The organism is Streptococcus sp. CP1998 (genome assembly GCF_041026655.1).
GTDB classification, from domain to species: Bacteria; Bacillota; Bacilli; order Lactobacillales; family Streptococcaceae; genus Streptococcus; species Streptococcus dentalis.
Window position 1 is genome coordinate 1,122,983 of record NZ_CP163380.1, and the last position, 22,998, is coordinate 1,145,980.

Annotated in this window: 14 protein-coding genes, 1 pseudogene and 1 other annotated feature; all 15 genes and pseudogenes read right to left on the reverse strand. The window is 41.2% G+C overall.

The window, feature by feature from the left end:
- Position 1 precedes the first annotated feature (1 nt).
- A complete protein-coding gene (cls, locus tag AB4X21_RS05810) occupies positions 2-1,576 on the reverse strand; it encodes a cardiolipin synthase (protein WP_369087628.1) in 1,575 nt (524 codons plus the stop codon).
- 105 nt (positions 1,577-1,681) lie between these two features.
- Positions 1,682-2,191 (reverse strand): N-acetyltransferase family protein, encoded by a 510-nt coding sequence (locus AB4X21_RS05815; protein ID WP_320910694.1) that lies wholly within the window; start codon positions 2,189-2,191, stop codon positions 1,682-1,684.
- A 142-nt stretch (positions 2,192-2,333) separates the two neighbouring features.
- Positions 2,334-4,112 carry an ABC transporter ATP-binding protein gene (locus AB4X21_RS05820; RefSeq protein ID WP_369087629.1) on the reverse strand — a complete coding sequence of 593 codons (1,779 nt, stop codon included), beginning with the start codon at positions 4,110-4,112 and terminating at the stop codon, positions 2,334-2,336.
- 13 nt (positions 4,113-4,125) lie between these two features.
- Complete coding sequence (locus AB4X21_RS05825) at positions 4,126-5,862, reverse strand: ABC transporter ATP-binding protein (RefSeq protein ID WP_320910692.1); 1,737 nt, start codon at positions 5,860-5,862, stop codon at positions 4,126-4,128.
- 178 nt (positions 5,863-6,040) lie between these two features.
- Complete coding sequence (locus AB4X21_RS05830; RefSeq protein ID WP_369087630.1) at positions 6,041-6,493, reverse strand: hypothetical protein; 453 nt, start codon at positions 6,491-6,493, stop codon at positions 6,041-6,043.
- A 195-nt stretch (positions 6,494-6,688) separates the two neighbouring features.
- Positions 6,689-7,132 (reverse strand): hypothetical protein, encoded by a 444-nt coding sequence (locus tag AB4X21_RS05835; protein ID WP_369087631.1) that lies wholly within the window; start codon positions 7,130-7,132, stop codon positions 6,689-6,691.
- A 152-nt stretch (positions 7,133-7,284) separates the two neighbouring features.
- Positions 7,285-7,728, reverse strand: a complete 444-nt coding sequence (locus AB4X21_RS05840) for a hypothetical protein (protein ID WP_155171909.1) — start codon at positions 7,726-7,728, stop codon at positions 7,285-7,287.
- 159 nt (positions 7,729-7,887) lie between these two features.
- Positions 7,888-8,250: pseudogene (gene rplL / locus AB4X21_RS05845) on the reverse strand (50S ribosomal protein L7/L12).
- 55 nt (positions 8,251-8,305) lie between these two features.
- The gene (rplJ, locus tag AB4X21_RS05850) at positions 8,306-8,821 is read right to left on the reverse strand and encodes a 50S ribosomal protein L10 (protein WP_369087632.1); all 516 of its coding nucleotides are present in this window, start codon (positions 8,819-8,821) and stop codon (positions 8,306-8,308) included.
- 38 nt (positions 8,822-8,859) lie between these two features.
- Positions 8,860-8,994 (reverse strand) — a sequence feature (ribosomal protein L10 leader region).
- 61 nt (positions 8,995-9,055) lie between these two features.
- Positions 9,056-9,853 carry a formate/nitrite transporter family protein gene (locus AB4X21_RS05855; protein ID WP_369087633.1) on the reverse strand — a complete coding sequence of 266 codons (798 nt, stop codon included), beginning with the start codon at positions 9,851-9,853 and terminating at the stop codon, positions 9,056-9,058.
- A 167-nt stretch (positions 9,854-10,020) separates the two neighbouring features.
- A complete protein-coding gene (locus tag AB4X21_RS05860) occupies positions 10,021-10,725 on the reverse strand; it encodes a glucosaminidase domain-containing protein (protein WP_003001855.1) in 705 nt (234 codons plus the stop codon).
- 150 nt (positions 10,726-10,875) lie between these two features.
- Positions 10,876-11,478 carry a ribosome biogenesis GTP-binding protein YihA/YsxC gene (yihA, locus tag AB4X21_RS05865; protein WP_369087634.1) on the reverse strand — a complete coding sequence of 201 codons (603 nt, stop codon included), beginning with the start codon at positions 11,476-11,478 and terminating at the stop codon, positions 10,876-10,878.
- 11 nt (positions 11,479-11,489) lie between these two features.
- Positions 11,490-12,722, reverse strand: coding sequence for an ATP-dependent Clp protease ATP-binding subunit ClpX (gene clpX, locus AB4X21_RS05870; RefSeq protein WP_003001797.1), 1,233 nt, complete (start codon positions 12,720-12,722; stop codon positions 11,490-11,492).
- A 208-nt stretch (positions 12,723-12,930) separates the two neighbouring features.
- Positions 12,931-13,440 carry a dihydrofolate reductase gene (locus AB4X21_RS05875; RefSeq protein WP_369087635.1) on the reverse strand — a complete coding sequence of 170 codons (510 nt, stop codon included), beginning with the start codon at positions 13,438-13,440 and terminating at the stop codon, positions 12,931-12,933.
- 145 nt (positions 13,441-13,585) lie between these two features.
- Positions 13,586-22,825 carry a CshA/CshB family fibrillar adhesin-related protein gene (locus AB4X21_RS05880; RefSeq protein ID WP_369087636.1) on the reverse strand — a complete coding sequence of 3,080 codons (9,240 nt, stop codon included), beginning with the start codon at positions 22,823-22,825 and terminating at the stop codon, positions 13,586-13,588.
- Positions 22,826-22,998 lie beyond the last annotated feature (173 nt).

The following is a 22,998-nucleotide window of genomic DNA, read 5'->3' on the forward strand; positions in this document are numbered from 1 at the left end:
TTTACATCAAAGGTCCAATCAAAGAAAAAAGATAGCCACTCAGACGATGAGCCATAGCCATTTTAGATAAACTTTCTAGAGTGACTTCCTCTGAGAGCGCCTGGGTTCTCTCAAAATCTTGTTCAATATGAAGCACTTCTAGATTTTTGTAGAGAAAAACCCCATCTTCAAAATTTTGATAGAGACTTCGGTAGTCTGTATTAATGGTTCCTACCACAGCTTGTTGGCTATCAGAAACATAAACTTTAGCATGGACAAAGCCTGGGGTATAACGGAAAATACGGACGCCAGCATCCAAGAGCGCTTTAAAATAGGTCGTCGCAATATCAAAGGCGTACTGTTTATCTGGAATCCCTGGCATAATGATCCGAACATCTACTCCTCGTTTGGCCGCAAAAGTCATGGCTCTAACCAATTCGTCATCCAAAATCAGATAAGGCGTCATAATGTGAACATAATCGGTCGATGTATTCAGTAAATGAAGATAAACATCCTCAGCCACTTTGTGATAGGTCAATGGTGAATTTCCATAAGGAAGAACCAAGCCTTGACCCTCTCTTTTTTGAGGTTTTTCTTGTAGATAGTGCTCCATATCCCTTTTATCCTCTATTCCAGTCACTGTCCACATGGTCAAAAAGAGAGCTTTCAGTGTTTGAACTGCTGAACCATCTAAGCGAAGGGCCGTGTCCTTCCAATGACCAAAGCGTTCTCGTTTATTGACATACTCATCAGCGATATTTACACCACCAGTATAAGCAACTTGACCATCAATCACTGTAATCTTTCGATGGTCTCGGTAATTGTAATAGGTTGATAGAATAGGCTTGACTGGTGAGAAGGCCTGAGCTTTTATCCCAACCTTGTGCAAGCGCTCAATATAATCATAGGACAAGGTAGTCATCTCATTCATCCCATCAAACATGACACGAACGTCCAGACCTGCATTGGCCTTCTCCTCTAAAATGGCTAAAATCTCACCCCACATGATCCCTTCGTCAATGATGAAATATTCCATGAAGATATAACGCTCGGCCTTTTTCAAATCCTCCAACAAGGATGGAAGCATGTCATCTCCAAGCGGAAAATAGGTAACCTCTGTGTTGCTGTAGATAGGAAACTGGGCTGGACTATGCTCCAAAAAATAAGCTAATTTCTGTAATTGGCGATCACTTTGGGATAAATAATCAGCAACTTCTGGATCGGTGCTTAGATAGTCAGAAGCCTGCACTGTAGCATCCTCAAGCCGCTTCTTCAAGCGTCTCACACCCAAATCAGCTAACGAAAAGTAAAGCAGAGCAGTCCCAAAAATTGGAAAGAGGGCAATGATAATCACCCAGGACAGTTTGGAACGAGAATCCATGGAACGATTGAGCAAGTAAAAGAAGGTAAAGACACTCAACAAGTGTTCCCATAAGATAATGGATGGAAAATGCTCTTGTAGGCTGAGATATGAAATGACAAGAAAGGCCAATTCCAGTAAGAAGAACAGGAAAATAGGAACCTTTCGGTTAAGTAGAATTTTAGCCCATCCGGAGGGCTTTTGGGGTAACAGTCTAGCACTTTGTTCTTGAGTCATAAAAACCTCTTTCGTATAAAAACATCTTCTATGCTGAATAATTTATGGATTGTTTCAAGTGATATGGAGCGTTCATTTCATTTAGCTACTACTCCTTAACAGCTCTTACTTGATTTTTCTCACAGGCCCTTCGATCGTCTTTTGCATCCAGACGATATCATGCCATTTGTTAAACTTATAGCCAATCTTTGGGAAATGAGCCACTTGGACATAGCCTCGCTTTTCATGCATGGAAATGCTCGCTTCGTTCGGGACTGCGATACAGGCCAGAAACCGTAAGTAGCCTCGTGCTTGCAACTCCTCTTCTAAGGCAGTATAAAGGTCCGATCCAATCCCTTGTCCACGCGCTTCTTTTGATACATAAATAGACAATTCAGTGGTCCAATCATAGGCAGCGCGTGCATAATAGGTGGAGGCATAGGCATACCCCACAACTTTCCCATCCACTTCTGCTACCAAATAAGGAAATTGGGGCAGCGTTTTTGTGATGCGGCTTTCAAATTCCTGGACAGTCGGCACATCAACCTCAAAGGTAATGGCTGTCTCTGTCACATAAGGTTGGTAAATCGCTCGGATAGCTGCTGCATCGCTGAGCTGAACGGGTCGAATCATCATGATGGCCTCCTAATTAGATTATACCTAGTATACCGATATGCCTTCTCACTGTCAATGAAGAGAGGCAATGATCTAATAGTTTCATTTTTTGCAAAAGGACTTATAGAAAATAGGTTGAGAAATCTATCTCAACCTATTTAGCTTATTCCGCTTTTTTATTTGAAAATTGGCTATTGTAGAGCTCATAGTAGAATCCTTTATCTGCTAACAAGGATTGGTGATTTCCTTGCTCGATGATTTGGCCATCTTTGAGGACAAGGATTTTATCTGCTTCTTGAATGGTAGACAAGCGGTGAGCAATGACAAAGCTAGTCCGCCCTTTCATCAAATTCTTCATCGCTTTTTGAATCAAGAGTTCTAAACGCGTATCGACAGAAGACGTCGCTTCATCCAAAATCAAGATTTTAGGATCCGCTAGGAGCGCACGCGCAATGGTAAGGAGTTGCTTTTGCCCTAGAGAAATATTGCTAGACTCCTGGTTCATTTCCATATTGTAACCACCAGGAAGCGTCCGGATAAAGTGATCGACATTGGCCGCCTTTGCGGCTTCAACAATTTCTTCATCCGTTGCCTCGAGATTACCAAAGCGAAGGTTTTCTTTGATGGTTCCTTCATATAACCAAGCATCCTGAAGCACCATTCCGAATTGTTTGCGGTAATCTTGGCGAGATAGATGACGAATATCATGACCATCCACCGTAATCGATCCCGCAGTCACATCGTAAAAGCGCATGAGCAGATTAATCAGGGTTGTTTTCCCTGCTCCGGTCGGTCCGACAATGGCCACCATTTCACCTGGTTTGACTTCTAGGTTGAAATCACGAATCAAGGGTTTGTCCGCTACATATTGGAAATCAACGTTTTTAAAGCTGACCTGACCTGTCAAATCACCAGAGAGAGTTTCTGTTACATCTGCTACTTCATCTGGTTCATCCATGACTTGGAAAATCCGATCTAGAGACGACTTGGCACTTTGTAGCTGCCCTGCCAATTGGGTTAAGTTTTGAATCGGTTGGTTGATCTGCCAAACATATTGAACGAAGGCCTGCATATTCCCCACAGTCAAACGACCTGCTATCACTTGCAAGCCACCAAACAAAGCAATAATGAGATAAGTCAAATCTGAAATCCCATTTAAAATCGGCATCATTAAGCCGGAAATGAAATTAGCCTTGAATCCTACCTTTTGAAGGTGATGGGTAATATCATGAAACTCTTCCTGGGAAGATTTTTCCCGAACGTAGAGCTTAAGGACGTTAAAGCCTGTTAAATTTTCTTGCACAAAGCCGTTCATTGCCCCCAAAACATCTGCCTGCTCTTTAAAGTAAGGCTGAGATTTTTTCATGATAAATCGAGCACTGAAATAAGTGATCGGAATGGACAAAATGACCACTATCCCTAGCTGGATGTTTAAGTACAAGACCATGCTGATGACAAAGAGCAAGGTAAAGATAGCATTAACGATTTGTAAGAATGACTGTTGCAAGGCATTCGAGACGGTTTCGACATCGCTAGTAAAACGTCCTAGCAAATCTCCGAACTGATGCCGGTCAAAATAAGAAACGGGAATGTGATTGATTTTATGAGACAAATCATTTCTCATGTCCTGAACAGTCTTTTGAACAGCATTGGTCATGAAATAGTTAGAATAATAAGATCCCAACTCATAGAGGACCCCACGGAATAGATAGAGCGTCATAATGATCGCGATATAGGAGGTATTAAGACCAGCTCCCGCAAGACCTTTTGCCATATCCATGAGATTTTTTGTCAACTCAGTAATCGCAAGCCCCAAAACAAAGGGTTCGACAACACTCATGACGACACTCAGAATTTTTAAGAAAATGGACAAGCAAACTTCCAATCGATAGGCTCTCAAATAAGTCCATAGTCTACTAAAACTGTTTTGTTCTTGTTTCATCTGCTTCTCCTTTCTATTCTTCTGTTAATGACGGACTATCGAGCTGCGAATTGGCAATTTCACGATAGATCTCATTGCTTTCCATCAATTCATCGTGGGTTCCTCGACCGACGATTTCCCCTTGGTCCAAGACAATAATTTGATCCGCATCCATAATGGTTCCCACGCGTTGCGCTACGATTAAGACGGTCGCATCTCCTGTGACTTCTTTGAGACGCTTCCGCAAAGTGGCATCCGTCTTGTAGTCTAGGGCTGAGAAGGAATCATCAAAGATAAAAATATCAGGATCTTTGACAACGGCACGAGCGATGGACAAGCGTTGTTTTTGGCCACCTGAAAGGTTGCTACCACCTTCTGCCAAATGCGTGTCAAAGCGTTCCTCGCGACTGTCAATAAATTCTTTGGCTTGGGAAATTTCAGCCGCTTGTTCTAGCTCTTGTACAGATGCATCTTCTTTCCCATAACGAAGGTTTTCAGCAATGGTTCCTGTAAAGAGCAAAGCCTTTTGCGGAATAAAACCAATCTTTTGGCGAAGGGCTTTCAGATTGTAATCTCGGACATCCACACCATCGACCAAAATTTTTCCTAAGGTGACATCATAGAATCGAGGAATCAACTGCACAAGCGAAGATTTCCCAGAACCAGTCGAGCCGATAAAGGCAATCGTTTCACCAGGTTTGGCTTGAAAGGAAATGTTGTGAAGAACCGGACTTTCTGTCTCACCTGGATAAGCAAAGGTGACATTGTCAAATTCCAAATAGCCACGAGACGCTGTTTCTGTTACACCATTCTCATTTTGATCAATCGAAATGGGCATGTCCATGATTTCCTTGAGACGACGGCTAGAAACCGCAGTCCGAGGATACATAGTAAAGAGATTGGCTAAAAAGAGGAAAGATAAGAGCGCGTGGAAGCTATACTCAATAAAGGCAACCAGATCCCCAATTTTCAAACTACCGTCATGAAGAGGATCCAAAGCAAACCAGACAATCGCCACAATCATAGCTATGATGATCTGCACAAATAGGGGTTCTGTCAAACCAGTTAGTTTGAACAATTTATTCGAGTTTTCTGCGTAGACTTCATTTTCAGCCGCAAATTTATCCTCTTGGAATTCTTCACGGGCAAAGGCACGAATCACACGAAGTCCAGTCAAATTTTCACGCGCAAATTGATTGAGATGGTCGAGGGTCTTTTGTTGTTTCTCAGAAAGAGGACGTGTCTTAACTGCCACATACCAGACGACGACCGCAAGAAATGGTACAGAAACCGCTACAATCCACGCTAAAGAAGGACTGGTTGTCAAAATCAAGAGAACACTGGAAACCATCATCAAGGGTGTGATGACCCCCATCTTCAACATAGAATCCGCAAACTGCATCAAAACAAAGGCATCCGAAGTCAAGCGAGTGACCAATGACGATACCCCAATTTGCTCATACTCGCGATGCGAGTACTCCTGTAACTTAGCATAGAGGTCATTGCGCATATCGCGGACCATGGTGGTCGTTAGCTGACCAACCGCGTAAGACAAGATAATCCGCCCCACAATCCCAAGCAAAATAATCGCAAACATGACCCAGCCCCAGAAATACAGCCGGTCCACATCACGCGGGTTAATCCCTTCATCAATCATGCGAGCTAGAACCGTTGGCAAGCCCAAATTGACAATAACAAACAGGACCGCCGAAAATAGATTCAGGGCTAGCCACTTGGGATACTTTTTCAAGTAAGACCAAATATAAAGCATAGATGATTCTCCTTTTCCATAAATAATAACCTTGATCACACAGAAAAGAGGGAGCGAGACGAAATCATTTTCAAAGAAAATCATTCCTGCCCCAGTCCCATCTGTAGTCTCATTCATTATACCAAACTAGGCATAAAAGTAAAGCAAAAGAGCAGGTTTCCCCCGCTCTTCACTTGCATTATTTCGTGCGTTTGAATTTAGCGTTTTTAAGAAGAGACGACGCAAATTGATTCGTCGATTCTTGATCTTTTGTAAAGTTCAATGTCAGGGTGTCCCCTTTAATCTTATATCTAACCTTCTCCCCCTTGTCTTCTAACGCACCGATTGTTTTAGTCTTTTGATTAACTTTAATTTCTGTTGAATCTACAGTTTTATGACCGGGTCTTTCAGTTTTAATATTTAAATATCCTTTTGAATCGTTAATATCAATGGACAACTCCAAGGAATATTTATTGTTTAGAGAATCAATATCTGAACTGGAAGCTCCTTGATCTTTGAGAATTTTTTTCATCTCTGCTTTAGTCGGTTTATAAACATAAGTTCCATTTTCGCCTTTTGCACCACAGGCTACCAGGAGTATCGCTGCAAAAATTGCAACGAAAGCCAAAATAATCTGTTTAACGTTTTTCATAAGTGCTCCTTATTACATAGAATAACCCTATTATAGCAACAATTCCATTGCATCGCAATGAATTGTTAACGTGTCTCTTTTAACTATGTTCATACTATACGGTATTTGCTAAAATATTCAAAATTAGTTAGAATCCTAGTATAAAATCATCATAAATACATATAAAAAGGCAGGATATAAACCCTGCCTTACTTATTATTTAACTTTTTTGAACTTAGCAACTTTCAAGTAATTGCTGAAAAAATCATTATCGCTAACGACAGAGTTTTTAACTTTCTTTATCGTCAGTACATCATTAGAAATTTCATAAGAAAGCTCTACTTTCATGCCTTGTGCTTCATATTTCATAGTTTTTGCCTTTTGGTCGACTTTATACTCATACTTACTTTCTTTTTTATTGCCAGCAAATTCAGTTTCACTCTTGTATTCAGCCTTATCCCCCTGAATAGCAATCGAAATTTTTACATTGAACCCATCACCAGCCAATCCCTGAAGCTCTTCTGGAAGCATTTTAACAGCCTCTTCTTTGCTTGGCTCAAAAACATAAGTTCCATTATCGCTTTTATCACCACAAGCTACAAGAAGGACTGCTGCAAAGACAGCTACAAGCGCTAACAAAATACGTTTAAAATTTTTCATCATCTTCTCCTTAATGATATGATTTACCGCCATTATAGCAACAAATCAACAAACTCTCAAGAATATTTTGCAAATGTAAAATGATTGTAATATATTTTACGGATCATATTTGTATGTTTAAAAAGGCAGGATCCGTACCTATCTTCGCTAAATTATTTAACTTTTTTAAACTTAGCCATTTTTATATAGTTTATAAAAATATCAGACCCACTCGATTTTGATTCTTTTACATCCATAAAGGTTAGGGTATGATTAGAAATTTGATACGCCATCTTTGTCACACTGTAGTCATTCTTCATAACAAATATTTTGTTTTTTTGGTCAACCTTAAAATCATAGGATTGATTGATATTTTGAATATTTGATTTTATTCGAACCTTCATAAGGCCTTCTTTATCCTTAATGATAATCGAAACCTTAAATTTATAATCATCTGAAATGATATAAGCAAGTTCACTTGGTAGCCTCTCCCTCGCTTCATCTGTTGTGGGTTCGAATACATAAGTCCCATTATCACTTTTTGGACCACAGGCTACCAAAAGGACTGCTGCAAAAACAGCAACTAAAGCCAAAAGAATCTGTTTAAAATTTTTCATACCTTCTCCTTATTTCATCGAATAACCCTATTATAGCAACAATCTTGTCGTATCTCAATGAAATATTTGATGATACAGGGCTTGTAAAAGTCACGAAAGAAAGAATGCACAAAAAAACCGAGGCCTAAACCTCGGTTTTCATTTTGATTGGAAACTCGATTATTTAAGAGTAACTGAAGCTCCAGCTTCTTCCAATTTACCTTTGATTTCTTCAGCTTCAGCTGCAGCAACACCTTCTTTGATAACACCAGGTGCACCATCAACAAGTTCTTTAGCTTCTTTAAGACCAAGACCAGTGATTTCACGTACAACTTTGATAACGCCGACTTTCTTGTCGCCTGCAGATGTCAATTCGATATCGAATGAATCTTTAGCAGCACCTGCATCAGCGACCAGCAAGAACAGCTACAGGAGCAGCATAGTTACACCAAATTCTTCTTCGATAGCTTTTACAAGGTCGTTCAATTCAAGGATTGAAGCTTCTTTAATTTCAGCAATAATGTTTTCAATGTTCAATGCCATTGTTATTTCCTCCAAATAAGTTTTAATTTTATGTTTTTATTTTTTTGTAGCTAGGCTACGCGTAGCTTAAGATTAAGTCGTCTTCTTTGTTGTCTGCAACCGCTTTGACTGCAAGAGCAACGTTGCGCACTGGCGCTTGAAGTACAGAAAGGAGCATAGAAAGAAGTCCTTCGCGGTTTGGAAGAGTTGCAAGTGCAAGAATCTCTTCTTTAGATGCGACAGCGCCTTCGATTGCACCACCTTTGATTTCAAGTGCTTCAGCGTCTTTTGCAAAATCGTTCAAGATTTTCGCAGGTGCGATAACATCTTCGTTAGAAAATGCTACTGCAGAAGGTCCAACGAATACAGATGCAAGATCTTCAAGACCAGCTTTTTCAGCTGCACGACGCAAGATTGAGTTTTTGATAACTTTAAACTCAACTTCGCTTCCGCGAAGGTTGCGACGGAGAACTGTATCTTGCTCAACTGTCAAACCGCGAGAATCTACAACGACGATTGATGCAGCAGCTTTCATTTTTTCAGCTACCACGTCAACAAGTTCCGCTTTTTTAGCAATAATTGCTTCACTCATTAGTGTGTTCACCTCCGTAATTATTTTGCTTGGGGAATTTTTCCAAAAGAAAAACGCGCCCAAACCTAGACACGAAAGTACAATACGCTTCTTTTAATTGATACGTTTTGTCCTCGGTAGGATCTTTATGAGTCGAGCTCCCCTACTGTCTTAGGCAGTTTTTTCAAACCGTAGATTAGTTTATCATATATAAAAAAAGAATGCAAGTACTTTTGCAAACTTTTTTTATATTTTTTAATCGTTGTAGAGACTCTTGATATTATTCAACCAAGCATAGGCCAGTCCCATTAGGACTCCTCCTCCTACCCAGTTGGCAAAGAAGGTGACACCATAGTGACGTAAAATATTTAAAAACTCAAAATGTGGCAATTGGCTAGAAACAGAATTAAAGCTCAATAATGAGAAAGAAGCAAAGTTTGCAGCCAAGTGTTCGTTGGTCATAAAGACAAACATATAAATAGCAGAGAGGGCTAAGAGCACCTTGGCTGTTTCATCTTTGAAATATAGATAAGAAAGAATAGCAATATTGACGAAGATATTGGCAATAATTCCTTCAAAGAAAACCACTTGATTGCTGCGTTGGAGTTTATTTTCTGCCACAGTAGCTAGGAATCCTTTTGGATCGACATGAGCAAAGGCCATTGTCTGATTGAAAAGAAAAGCCACGATTAAAGCACCAATTAAATTAAAGAAGGTACAATAAAGAAGAATTTCCAGCGCTTTCTTCCAATGAATTTTCTTTAGATAGGTCCCCGCCGTCAAATACATCATATTTGAGGTGGTTAATTCCGCATTTAAGAATAAGAGGTAAACCAAGCCCCAGGCAAAGATGAATGGAAATAGAAAACGACCAGATCCAGGTACAAAGGTATTTAATAAGTCTGCGGCAACTGCTCCGACCGCCGTACTTAAAGTAAGAAATCCTCCAGCAAAAATAGAACGGACTGCATAGCGCATTTTAGATTTCTGATAGAGATCTTCCTTCTTATTACACGCCGCTCCAACTTTTTGAATAAAATTAGATTCAGACATACTATTCTCCTTATATAATGTTTGTGAATAAAATCATTATATCATAGAGAGAAAAGTTTGAAAAGGTTTTCAGGAAAAATTCTTAAATTTTCAGCATATACGTTTTATATCGAATATCACAATTTGCTAAAAAACAACAAAAAAACAGGCATCTGCCTGCTTTAGTTTTAATAATTTAAACGGTTCGCCCAAGCGATATCCAAATTCAAGATTTCTTGTGAAGTGAACTGTTGGCGATATGGATTGTATACTGAACCTGTAATACCACCTTGAACATTTGGTGAATCGTATTGAGTCAAATTATAAGTTTCAATGATGTTATTAAGTTTTGCATAGTAGCTTGTGTCTGTCGCATAAACACCTGTCAAAGCTGCTGTTGCATCTTGGTAACTAGAGGTGTTGCTCTTCCATGCACCTGCAAAATGTCCTTGTTTCAATACTGCTACGTAGTCTTGCAATGATTCATAGTAAGATGGGTAAGAACGAAAAGCGTCATTAATCGTATAGGCATTTCCAGCACCGTCATCCTCCCAAGTTTGCATCACTGCGGATTGACCAGCATAACTTCCTTTAATACCGAAAAGGTTGTAATGCGGATAAGAAGACAAGCCAGACTGACCTGATCCACTTTCAAGGATAGCTTGTGCGATCATAACGGAAGCATAAAGGTCGTTCGCTTGACCGAGCTGACGAGCTGACTCACCAATTTGTGAGATGAAAGCTTCAGTAGGGTCTGAATAAGCTTGGTAAGTTCCATCATTAGCACCAACTGATGTGATGTGCTCGCTCATAGCAGCGGCAAATGTCCCCGCTGCTAATACAGAAACGAACAAACCAAATAATTTCGTTTTATTTCGTATTTTCTTTTTCATAATACAATTTATCTCCAATTAATTTTTTATCATCTTTTATCTTTTATAGAGATTATAGCATATAAATAGAAGAAAACAAAGACACTTATATTACACTTGTATTACAATTGCGAGATAAATCCAAAACAAAAATGACATTTTCATGTCATTTCAATTTATTTCGTAAAATACATTTTCTAAAATAGCATCCCATGACTTCTCTAATCCTTCCCTAGTTACAGAAGAAAAGACGATAAAGGTGTCAGCAGGATCAAAATCTAGTTTTTTCTTGATGATCGATTCATGTTTATTCCATTTTCCACGCGGAATCTTATCTGCCTTAGTCGCTACCAAGATCACAGGAATTTCGTAGTACTTTAAGAATTCATACATCTGGACATCATCTGCAGAAGGTTCATGACGAAAATCGACTAGGCTAACGACTGCTTTTAAGTTCTCACGGCTGGTGAGGTATTCTTCAATCATCCGTCCCCACTTCTCGCGTTCTTTTTTAGAGACACGTGCATAGCCATAACCAGGTACGTCTACCAAGCGGAGTTTATCATCAATATTGAAGAAATTGAGCAATTGAGTTTTTCCTGGTTTGCCAGATGTTCTGGCCAGGTTTTTTCGATTTAAGAGAGTATTAATAAAAGAAGACTTGCCGACATTGGATCGACCGGCAAGTGCAACTTCTGGAATCTCATCTTGAGGATAATGACTCTTATTTGCAGCGCTTAAGAGGATATCCGCATTATGTGTGTTAATTTCCATATTTTATCTTTCTAGGCTGTTTCGAGAATTGGTTTTTCAGTTCCATCTACAGCTTCTTTTGTAATTCGAACAAGTTTGACATCTTCTTGACTTGGAATTTCAAACATGACATCCATCATCGTTTCTTCGATAATGGAGCGAAGTCCACGAGCTCCTGTTTTTCTTTCGATAGCTTTATTGGCAATCTCTTGAAGAGCTTCATCATCGAATTCCAATTCAACATTATCATAAGAGAGCAAGGTTTGGTATTGTTTTACCAAGGCATTGCGTGGCTCTTTCAAGATACGGACAAGGTCGTCAACTGTCAATTGCTCAAGGGCCGCAAAGACTGGAAGACGTCCGATCAATTCTGGGATAATCCCGAATTTTTGAATATCTTCTGCAACGATTTCTTGCATGTAAGAGCTTGATTCATCAATGGCTTTATTGTTCTTACCGAAACCGATGACTTTTTCACCGAGACGTTGCTTAACAATTTCTTCGATCCCGTCAAAAGCTCCACCAACGATGAAGAGAATATTCTTGGTATCCACTTGAATCATCTCTTGTTGTGGGTGTTTGCGTCCACCTTGAGGTGGGACACTAGCGACGGTTCCTTCGATGATCTTCAAGAGAGCTTGTTGCACTCCTTCACCAGAAACGTCACGTGTGATAGAGACATTTTCACTTTTCTTAGCGATCTTATCAATTTCATCGACATAGATAATGCCTCGTTCAGCACGCTCAATATTGAAATCAGCTGCCTGGAGAAGTTTCAAGAGAATGTTTTCAACGTCTTCTCCCACATAACCAGCTTCTGTCAAGGCTGTTGCATCAGCAATAGCAAATGGGACATTCAAGCTACGAGCTAAGGTTTGGGCCAAAAAAGTCTTACCTGAACCAGTAGGGCCAATCATGAGGATGTTTGATTTTTGCAATTCAACATCAGTCTCGTCTTCTCGAGTATCGTGAAAGTTAATGCGTTTGTAGTGGTTGTATACCGCTACAGCAAGAGCACGTTTGGCACGATCTTGACCGATGACATAGTGGTTCAAGATATTGAGCAATTCGATTGGTTTTGGAACTTCGCTAAGGTCTGCAAGAACTTCTTCTGCTAGCTCCTCACGGATAATTTCTTGTGCTAACTCGACACATTCATTACAGATAAACGCGTTGTTTCCTGCAATGATTTTTTGGACTTCATCTTGACTCTTTCCGCAAAATGAACAATAAACCATCATATCATTATTTTGATTCGTTGGCATGTATTTCCTCTTTCTGTCATTTTCTGTTTCTATTTAGTTTAAAATAAGGTCATGTAAAAGGCGTGGATAGAATTCACAAGATTGGTAAAAGCATTTAGTAAGAATAAAATAGCGAGGCCGAACCGTTTTTTACGAAAGGTTTGTAAGGCGCAAATCAAACAGATGACACATAGGACAGCTGTAAAAAAACCAAAGACACTTCGCTCCATTAGTCTAAATCCTTTCTCTTATAATAGTTGACCGTAAAATCATATGGGTTATTCTCATCTTTCGGATGATGGACTTGACGGACTCTTTCATAGCGGTTCTCTTCAAATCTCGGTGCCAATGTATCGCCATCAATATCCGCATGAATCATAGTCTGGATCAACTCTTCTAACTGGTCAGAAAAGAGCCTTAAAATCTGACTGCCTCCAATAATATAAAGATTCTTCTCTTGCTTCTGATACCACTCCAAGACTTCTTCTTTGCTGTGCATGACGAGTACAGCATCATTTTCAGGATCATAGGCTTGATCTTGCGTTAAGATAATGCTGGTCCGACCTGGTAGAACCCGTTTTTTCATACCATCAAAGGTCACTCTTCCCATAAGAATTGCTTGCCCCATGGTCGTTTCTTTGAAATGCTGAAGCTCAGCTGGCAGATGCCAAGGCATGACTTGGTCTTGTCCAATAATGCCATTTTCAGTTTGAGCCCAGATACCAATTATCTTTTTCATTCTCTCATCCTTTACACTGATACTTCTATTTTATCAAATTTTCTTATAAAAGACTGATTTCAACTATCTAGTTTGGAGGATATTTTTTAGAGACAAACAGAAAAAACCGCGAGATTTTCGCGGTTTTTCTTAGCCACAAGTTAGCTTAGTCTTCTTTTTTGCGTTTTGCAAATCCGAATAATGAGAGACCTGCTAAAGCGCTAAAGATTGCAAGACCAGCAGTAGAAGATTCTTTTGTTCCTGTGTTTGGAAGTTGTGCAGTAGGATTTTGTGGATCGATATACTTCACTTCTTCTTTCGTTTCTGGAACGACAGGAATCGTTGGTTCTTCTGGTTTTGGTTTTGGTTGTGGAGTAGGTTGTGGTTGTGGCTCTGGTGTCGGAGTTGGATCCGGCATTGGAGTTGGTGTCACAGTCTTCTTGTAGATATGTTGAGTGTTTCCATCTTTATCTACAACAGTCTTCACGAAGTCATAACCTGGGATATCTTTCTTCGGTTGTTCCCCATCTTCTGTTGGGTTACCTGGGATTGGATCCCCATTTTCGTCTACATACGAAGTCGTAACTTTTTCATAGACGTGTTCTGTATCACCGTTTGGCAATTTCTTCGTTTCCACAAAGCGGTAACCTGGAATTTCAGCTTTTGGTTCTTCTCCATCAACTGTAGGATATCCTGGGATTTCCTTACCTTCTTTATCAACAAACTTAGTGATTGGAAGGACAGTTGGTGTGTAAGTTGCAGAAGCTTTTGTTCCGTTCACATCTTCGCGAACCACTGTTACAGCTGGTGCAGTTCCAGTGAATTCAGGTTCTGGTGTGAAGGTTACGGTTCCGTCTGCTGCTACAGTGTATGTACCAACACCTGGAATTGTCTTCGTAGTTGAACCATCTTCAAAGGTTGCTGGAACTTGGTCATTCATTGGTACACGGCTATCACCTTCTGTGAAGGTTGGTTTGCCTGTTTGGGTTTGACCCTTCTTACCAATTGAAGTAACTGGTTCTGCAGTTGGTGTAACTGGTGTTACAGTTGGTGTGTAAGTAGCGGTGATTGGTGTACCGTTCTTATCAACACGTTTCACTGTTACGCCTGTACCGGTTCCTGTGAATGATTTTTCAGCTACGAAGGTTACGGTTCCGTCTGGAGAAACGGTGTAAGTTCCTTCTCCTGGAATAACTTTAGTAGTTGATCCATCTTCAAAGGTTGCAGGCACATCATCATCCATTGGTACACTTGGGTTACCAGGCGTGAAGCTTGGTTTACCTGTTTGAGTTTGACCTTGGATATCAGTTGATGTAGCAGGATCAGCTGTTGGTGTCACAGGTGTAACAGTTGGTGTGTAAGTTGCAGATGCTTTTGTTCCATTCTTATCTTCACGAACCACTGTCACTGCTGGTGCAGTTCCGACAAATGATTTCTCAGGTACGAATGTCACTGTTCCGTCTGGAGCTACTGTGTAAGTACCAATACCTTCAACTGTCTTCGTAGTTGAACCATCGTCAAATGTTGCTGGAACATCATCGTTCATTGGTACACGGCTATCACCTTCAGTAAATTCAGGCTTACCTGTTTGAGTTGCACCTTGGATGTCTGTAGATGTTGCTGGCTCAGCGGTTGGAGTTACAAGTGTTACGGTTGGAGTGTAAGTTGCAGTAACTGGAGTACCGTTCTTATCAACACGTTTCACTGTTACGCCTGTACCTGTTCCTGTGAATGATTTTTCTGGAACAAAGGTTACGGTTCCGTCTGGAGCAACTGTGTAAGTTCCTTCTCCTGGAATAACTTTAGTTGTTGAGCCATCTTCAAAGGTAGCTGGTACATCATCATCCATTGGGATTGCAGGGTTACCAGGTGTGAAGCTTGGTGTACCTGTTTGTGTTTGACCTTGGATGTCTGTAGATGTTACAGGATCAGCAGTTGGTACAACTGGAGTGATCTTCGGTGTGTAAGTTGTCTCAGCAACTGTTCCGTTTGTATCTTTACCTTGAACCTTAACTGGCACAACATCACCTGAGTATGATTTATCCGTTGGTGTGAAGGTCACAACACCAGTTTCTTTATCAACAGTGAAGGTACCGATCACATCACCTGCTGGTGATTTCGCATCCACTGATGATGCTGGCTGACCATTTTCGTCTAGAAGAGTAATGGTATCCTTGTCGATTGGTGCAACAGGGTCACCTTCAGTGAAGGTTACAGTTCCAGTTTGAACCACACCTTGAGGGGCTTCTGATTCAGCTGGATTTGCTGTTGGAGTTACTGGTGTCACAGTTGGTGTGTACTTAGCAGTAACTGGAGTACCGTTCTTATCGACACGTTTAACCGTTACGCCTGTGCCTTCTCCAGTGAATGATTTTTCTGGAACAAATGTTACGGTTCCATCTGGAGCAACAGTGTAAGTTCCTTCACCTGAAATGGTCTTCGTAGTTGAGCCATCTTCAAATGTTGCTGGTGTATCATCGTCCATTGGAACATTTGGATTTCCTGGTGTGAAGGTTGGTGTACCTGTTTGCGTTTGACCTTGTTTGTCAGTAGATGTTGTATCTTCTGCAGTTGGTGTAACTGGTGTTACGGTTGGTGTATATGTCGCAGAAGCTTTAGTTCGGTTCATATCTTCACGAACAACAGTTACTGCTGGTGCAATTCCAACGAATGATTTTTCTGGTACAAAGGTTACTGTACCATCTGCTGCTACTGTGTAAGTACCAACACCATCTACAGTCTTCGTAGTTGATCCATCATCGAAGGTTGCTGGAACATCATCGTTCATAGGTACACGGCTGTCACCTGCAGTAAATTCAGGTTTACCAGTTTGAGTCACACCTTGGATATCTGTTGATTCAGCTGGTGTTGCTGTTGGTGTTACTGGTGTCACAGTTGGTGTGTACTTCGCTGTGATTTCAGTGACGTTCTTATCCACGCGTTTCACTGTTACGCCTGAAGCAGTTCCAGTGAATGATTTTTCTGGTACGAAGGTTACGGTTCCATCTGGAGCAACTGTGTAAGTTCCTTCACCATCTACTGTCTTAGTGGTTGAACCATCTTCGAAGGTAGCTGGAGTATCTTCATCGATTGGTACATTTGGATCACCTTCTGTGAAGGTTGGTTTACCAGATTGTGTTTGACCTTGGATATCTGTTGATGTAGCATCTTCAGAAGTTGGGACTACTGGAGTAATCTTCGGTGTATAAGTTGTTTCTACTGTAGTTCCATTTGCATCAGCTGCTTGAACCTTAACTGGGACAACATCACCTGAATAAGATTTATCTGTTGGTGTGAAAGTAACTACACCTGTGTCTTTATCAACTGTGTAGGTACCGATCACATCACCTGCTGGTGATTTCGCTTCTACTGATGCTGCTGGTTGACCATTTTCATCAAGAAGAGTAATCGAATCCTTGTTAATTGGAGCTACTTCATCACCTTCAGTGAAGGTTACAGTTCCCGTTTGAACAAGACCTTGAGGTCCAGTAGATTCAGCTGGTGTTGCTGTTGGAGTTACTGGAGTTACAGTTGGTGTGTAAGTTGCAGAAACTTTAGTTCCGTTCTTATCTTCACGAACAACCGTTACGGCTGGTGCTTTACCTGTGAATGATTTTTCAGGGACAAAGGTTACAGTTCCGTCTGCTGCTACTGTGTAAGTACCAACGCCATCTACTGTCTTGGTAGTTGAGCCATCATCAAATGTGGCTGGGACGTCATCGTTCATCGCCACACGGCTGTTGCCTTCAGTAAATTCAGGCTTACCTGTTTGAGTTTGACCTTGCTTACCTGTTGTTTCAACTGGTGTCGCAGTAGGTGTTACTGGATTTACAGTTGGTGTGTAAGTTGCAGAAGCTTTTGTTCCGTTCTTATCTTCACGCACAACTGTTACCGCTGGTGCAGTACCAACAAATGATTTTTCTGGTACAAATGTAACTGTTCCGTCTGCTGCTACTGTGTATGTACCAACGCCGTCAACAGTCTTCGTAGTTGAGCCATCGTCAAATGTTGCTGGAACATCATCGTTCATTGGCACACGGCTGTCGCCTGCAGTAAATACAGGCTTACCAGTTTGTGTAGCACCTTGGATATCAGTTGTTTCAACTGGTGTTGCTGTTGGGGTGACAGGAGTTACAGTTGGCGTGTACGTTGCAGAAGCTTTAGTTCCGTTCTTATCTTCACGAACAACCGTTACGGCTGGTGCTTTACCTGTGAATGATTTCTCAGGAACAAAGGTTACAGTTCCGTCTGCTGCTACTGTGTAAGTACCAACGCCATCAACTGTCTTGGTAGTTGAACCATCGTCAAATGTGGCTGGAACATCTTCATTGATTTCTACTGTTTTCTCAACGCCATTCACTGTTACAGCTCCGCCCTTGAATTCAGGTTTACCAGTTTGTGTAGCACCTTGAATATCCGTTGTTTCAGCTGGTGTAGCTGTTGGGGTTACTGGAACAATTTCAGGTGTGTAGGTTGTATCCACCTTGATGCCGTTTGAGCCTTCAGCTTGAACCTTAACAGGCGTTACTTTACCAGTATAAGATTTGTCAGTTGGTGTGAAGGTTACTTGTCCAGTTGCTGGATCAATTGAGTAAGTCCCGATTTCAGTTGTACCATCTTCCGCATAAGCTGGTGTGCTTGAAACTTCGTTCCCGTCATTATCCAAGAGTGTATAGCTATTGTCTTTAATCGTGATCGCTTTATTTTGACCATTTACTTGAACAGTTATGCCTGCAAAGGTTGGTGTTCCAGTTTGTGTCGCACCTTGGATATCTTTAGATGTAGCTGGATTAGCCGTTGGAACAGCTGCTACAACTGTTGGTGTGTAACTTGCATCTGAAGTGATAGTTGCTGTCTTACCGTCTGCATTGGTAATCGTCGCAGTTGCTTGGACTTTCACGCCAGTTGCAGTTCCAACAAAGTCTTTTTCAGGTGTGAAGGTTACCGCTCCTGTAGTAGGATCGATTGTATAAGTTCCTTCACCTGCTACTGTCACAGTTGTTGCATCAGTTGGTTGACCTGTTGCCGGATCAATCAATTTCTTGCTAGTGATTTGAGTAGTCTCATCATCACTCAAAGCAAATGTAGGAGTCTCTGTTTGAGGAACATTTTGAATGTCTTCAGAAACTTTATTTGTTGGAGTAAGAGTAACTGGATTTACAGTTGGTGTGTAGGTCGCAGATGCTTTGGTTCCGTTCTTATCTTCACGAACAACGGTTACGGCTGGTGCAGTTCCAGTAAAGCTTGGTTCTGGAACAAATGTAACAGTACCGTCTGCTGCTACTGTATAAGTACCAACGCCATCAACTGTCTTAGTAGTTGAGCCATCGTCAAATGTTGTAGCAACATCATCATTCATCGGCACACGACTGTTACCTGCAGTAAATTCAGGCTTACCAGTTTGTGTAGCACCTTGAACACCTGTTGTTTCAGCTGGAGTTGCTGTTGGGGTTACTGGTGTAACGGTTGGTGTGTATGTCGCTGAAGCTTTAGTTCCGTTCATGTCTTCACGAACAACAGTTACGGCAGGTGCAGTTCCAGTAAATGTTTTTTCAGGAACGAAGGTTACGGTTCCATCTGTAGCTACTGTGTAAGTACCTACACCGTTAACAGTCTTAGTTGTTGAACCATCATCGAAGGTTGCTGCAACATTTTCATTGATGGCTACTGTCTTCTCAACCCCATCAATGGTCACTGTTCCACCCCTAAATTCAGGTTTACCAGTTTGTGTAGCACCTTGGATATCTTCTGTTTCAGCTGGTGTTGCTGTCGGTGTGACAGGAACGATTTCAGGTGTGTAAGTTGTATCTACCTTGATACCGTTAGAACTTTCAGCTTGAACCTTGGCTGGTGTGACAGCGCCAGTGTATGACTTGTCTGATGGAGTAAAGGTTACTTGTCCAGTTGCTGGATCAATTGAATATGTACCAATTTTAGTTGTCCCATCAGCAGCATAAGCCGGTGTGCTTGTTACTTCATTACCATCGTTATCCAAAAGCGTGTAGCTGTTATCTTTAATCGTGATCGCTTTATCTTGACCATTCACTTGAACAGTTGCACCTTCAAAGGTTGGTGCTCCAGTTTGTGTCGCACCTTGGATATCTTTTGAAGTTGCAGGGTTTGCAGTTGGAACGGCCGCTACAACAGTTGGTGTGTAAGTCGCATCAGATGTGATCGTTGCTGTCTTACCGTCTGCATTGGTAATCGTCGCTGTCGCTTGGACTTTCACTCCAGTTGCAGTTCCAACAAAGTCTTTTTCAGGTGTGAAGGTCACCGCTCCTGTAGTAGGATCGATTGTATAGCTACCTTCTCCTGCTACTGTTACAGTTGTTTCATCAGTCGGTTGACCAGTTGCTGGATCCACCAATTTCTTGCTAGTGATTTCAGCAGTCTTGTCGTTGCTCAACTCAAATGTAGGAGTTTGTGTTTGAGGAACGTTTTGAACATCCGCAGAAACCTTGTCTGTAGGAGTCACTGTGATTGGTGTGACAGTTGGAGTGTACTTAGCTGTTGCAGTCTTGATGTAGTCCTGTTGGATCTTACCATCTTTATTTCTACCAACTGGCGCTGACAATGAAACATCCACACCTTTGGCTGTACCAGTAAAGCTTGGATCTGGAGTGAAGGTTACTTCACCCGTTGAAGGATTAATCGTATAAGTTCCTTCCCCTTCAACTGTTACAGATGGCGCATCAGTAGTGAGACCTGTGGCAGGATCTACCAACTTAGCAGGATATTCTGCACTTGGAGTGATTGCAATCTTGTCACCATTTGAGTTAGTCGCAGTTGTGTTAAAGGCCGGAGTTTCTTTTTGAGTCGCACCTTGAACATCAGTTGAAGTTTTGTCAACTCCTTCGATTTCAATTGGAGTGACTGTTGGAACGTATTGACCATCCATGGTATTCAACTGACCATTAATGTTTGGTTCTTGATCTGGGAATTTTGTTGACCAACCAGTATCATAACCGTTGTTATCTGAGCGACGGATAGAAATACCATCAGCTGTTCCAAGGAAGTTATCTTCTGGGATAAATTCAACGTCTACGTCCTTACCGTTGGCAGTAATCTTGTACTTACCTTGTCCTGGAACGACATAGTAACCGTCCGCATCAAGAGTTGCACGGTTGCCATCTTTATCAACGATGTATGGTTCTACCGTTTCGTCAATAACGGCACTAGAATTAAGCTCATACTTGTGTTCTCCACGTGCTGTAAAGATTACAGTTGCAGTTTGCTTCGCCCCTTGAAGACCACTTGTTTCCTTGAATTCCCCTTTTGGTGGGTGAGTGATTTGGGTTCTGAAGTCTTCTACTTCCCCTGAGAAGGCCATACCAGTTGGGCTCTCAATCTCGGTAGCTTTCTTGGCAATACGAACACGAGCACCTAGTTCTTTAACGCTAGGGTCGATATAAGTCTTGCTCTTTGCAAAGGTCAACTCAACGGTGCCGTCATTTGTGATTCTTGCAAGATCAGAGCGTTCATCTTCATCAAAGGTACCATTTTGGTTAAAGTCTATCCAACCGTAGATATAAGCTTCTGAAGCTCCATCTGTATGGGCTTCTATTGACAACTTGTAGTTACCTGGGCGTGTACGATCCATCTTGATCATCTCATTGGTTGTACCTTTAAGCTCATCTGGAAGCAATTGGTCAATTCCTTCATCGGCCGTAGTTGCCTTATCATCACCGAACCAGTCAAGAGCAGTATTCTCATCCATATCTGGGCTCACATTACCAAGATATGGTTGATTTACTTTAGCACCAGTTACACCATCTACAGTTGCAATGGTATGCATAGCTTTTCCGTATGACTCAGGAGCATCCCCTTCATCAATTGGGAAGAATCCTAGCATTGCTGACTGTTTACCACCTGAAGCGACATAAAGCCCCACTTCAGAGGCACCACGCGTCATCACAATTGGAACTGTTCTATTTCCTTCAGAAATGTTAGGTCCAAATATACCGGTTCCTAGACCACCCGTAACTTGGTCAGGATTTCCAAAATACTTCCAAGCTACTGGTTTCTTTTCTGGTCCAACTTCAGTAGATCTACGAAGTTGGTTTAAGTTGGTATTATTAAATTTAGGATTAGGTCCAAAAAGATTTTCAGTATCTTGTGGTTCATAAGTTACAGAAGTTTTTGGTCTGGTAAACTTTTTCCATTCTCCAATATGCTGCCAACCTTCTCCATTGGTAGTAAACATAACTAATTCACCTGGGTTAGCAGACTCCCCATCAGCCATAACAATAGCTGGCTTAACTGTCTTACCACGGAAGGTTGCAGAGATTTCAAACTGAACTCCAATATTTCCACCATTCAAAGCTGAACTTATGGTAGTCTTCTTGGTTTTCGTATCAATGTTCTCAAATCTGATTTCAGTCCAATTATTTTGCGCATCAGCTATGACTTTGGCCTCTTCACCATTGTTAAAAGCTTGCCTAGCAGCTGTTGAAGTGACTCCACTTACATAACCATTTTTTGCATTTGGATCATAGGTTGCTTTTTCTACTTCTGTAGCCCCTTGATTTTCCATCCGTTTCTTATAGATTTCAGTCGCTTGGAAAGGTTTCAAGGATTTGACTTTTACAGTAACTACATAACCAGGCATGATTTCCTTGGTATAGGTAGACCCAACTTGAAGAGCCAATTTTTCTTCTAAGTCCTCAGTTGGTTTAGTTTCACTTTTAGGAACTAATACTGTAGTAGTTCCTGTCCAGTTAGCTACATCTCCAAAGTCCAACCATGAGATTTGGCTAGCCATAGATTTGGCATCAATATCTGTTGTAAATCCTGGTTTTTCAACTTTTGGAGTTGAAGTTGCGTCTTCAACGTCATCCCCAATCAAGCTTGGATCATTTGGGTCACCCACAGCACGACGAGTACGACGGCGAGAAGTGTTGGCTGTCTCTTCCGTTGCGACTGTATTGTTTGCTGTTGCACCTTGTCCAGCTGAAAGAGTTGTTTCTTCTTTCTTATCTGTAGTGGTTGAAGCTGTTTCTCTTGCCTTGTTTGCTGGCGTAGTCGCTTCTAATTTTGGTGTTGCAGCGGTTGGTGTAGCTGCAGTTGCTGAGGCTGCTGTACTTGTGCTACTTGCTTCACTAGTTGAAGCAGGTGCTGTTGAAGTTGATGCTGCAGTAACAGCTGGGCTTGCTTCATACGTTGTGGCTACTGTGCTAGTTGTTTCAGAAGTTGATGCTGCTGAAGTAGCTGTTGAAGTTGCGGGCGTTTCTGACGCTGTTGCAACTGCTGCTACACTTTCACTTGTCGTATCTGTATTTTCTTCTGCTGCTGCACTTGCGGAAGTCCCAACCATGACAAGTGTCCCCAAAAGTACTGAGCAAACACCCACATTCAATTTACGAATCGAGAATCTGCTAATACGATCATTAAATAAGTCTTTCCCCAATTTAATAGGCCTCCATCTTTATCTATTAATTAACTTTCTTATTGTAATTGTTTTGTTTTTCAAAACCTTATCTATTTTAACAAAAACCGAACGATACTTAAAACATTTTAACTCAAAAATGAGTAAAAATTTTTAGCGCTGATTCTGTTTACTGTAAAATAAATTTCCTCATA

What these genes read in the sequence shown, in the direction of transcription:
- cls (WP_369087628.1), bottom strand. Translation starts at nt 1,576, where the DNA reads ATGACTCAAGAACAAAGTGCTAGACTGTTACCCCAAAAGCCCTCCGGA.
- AB4X21_RS05815 (WP_320910694.1), bottom strand. Translation starts at nt 2,191, where the DNA reads ATGATGATTCGACCCGTTCAGCTCAGCGATGCAGCAGCTATCCGAGCG.
- yihA (WP_369087634.1), bottom strand. Translation starts at nt 11,478, where the DNA reads ATGGAAATTAACACACATAATGCGGATATCCTCTTAAGCGCTGCAAAT.
- AB4X21_RS05825 (WP_320910692.1), bottom strand. Translation starts at nt 5,862, where the DNA reads ATGCTTTATATTTGGTCTTACTTGAAAAAGTATCCCAAGTGGCTAGCC.
- AB4X21_RS05860 (WP_003001855.1), bottom strand. Translation starts at nt 10,725, where the DNA reads ATGAAAAAGAAAATACGAAATAAAACGAAATTATTTGGTTTGTTCGTT.
- AB4X21_RS05855 (WP_369087633.1), bottom strand. Translation starts at nt 9,853, where the DNA reads ATGTCTGAATCTAATTTTATTCAAAAAGTTGGAGCGGCGTGTAATAAG.
- AB4X21_RS05830 (WP_369087630.1), bottom strand. Translation starts at nt 6,493, where the DNA reads ATGAAAAACGTTAAACAGATTATTTTGGCTTTCGTTGCAATTTTTGCA.
- AB4X21_RS05820 (WP_369087629.1), bottom strand. Translation starts at nt 4,112, where the DNA reads ATGAAACAAGAACAAAACAGTTTTAGTAGACTATGGACTTATTTGAGA.
- rplJ (WP_369087632.1), bottom strand. Translation starts at nt 8,821, where the DNA reads ATGAGTGAAGCAATTATTGCTAAAAAAGCGGAACTTGTTGACGTGGTA.
- AB4X21_RS05840 (WP_155171909.1), bottom strand. Translation starts at nt 7,728, where the DNA reads ATGAAAAATTTTAAACAGATTCTTTTGGCTTTAGTTGCTGTTTTTGCA.
- AB4X21_RS05875 (WP_369087635.1), bottom strand. Translation starts at nt 13,440, where the DNA reads ATGAAAAAGATAATTGGTATCTGGGCTCAAACTGAAAATGGCATTATT.
- AB4X21_RS05835 (WP_369087631.1), bottom strand. Translation starts at nt 7,132, where the DNA reads ATGAAAAATTTTAAACGTATTTTGTTAGCGCTTGTAGCTGTCTTTGCA.
- clpX (WP_003001797.1), bottom strand. Translation starts at nt 12,722, where the DNA reads ATGCCAACGAATCAAAATAATGATATGATGGTTTATTGTTCATTTTGC.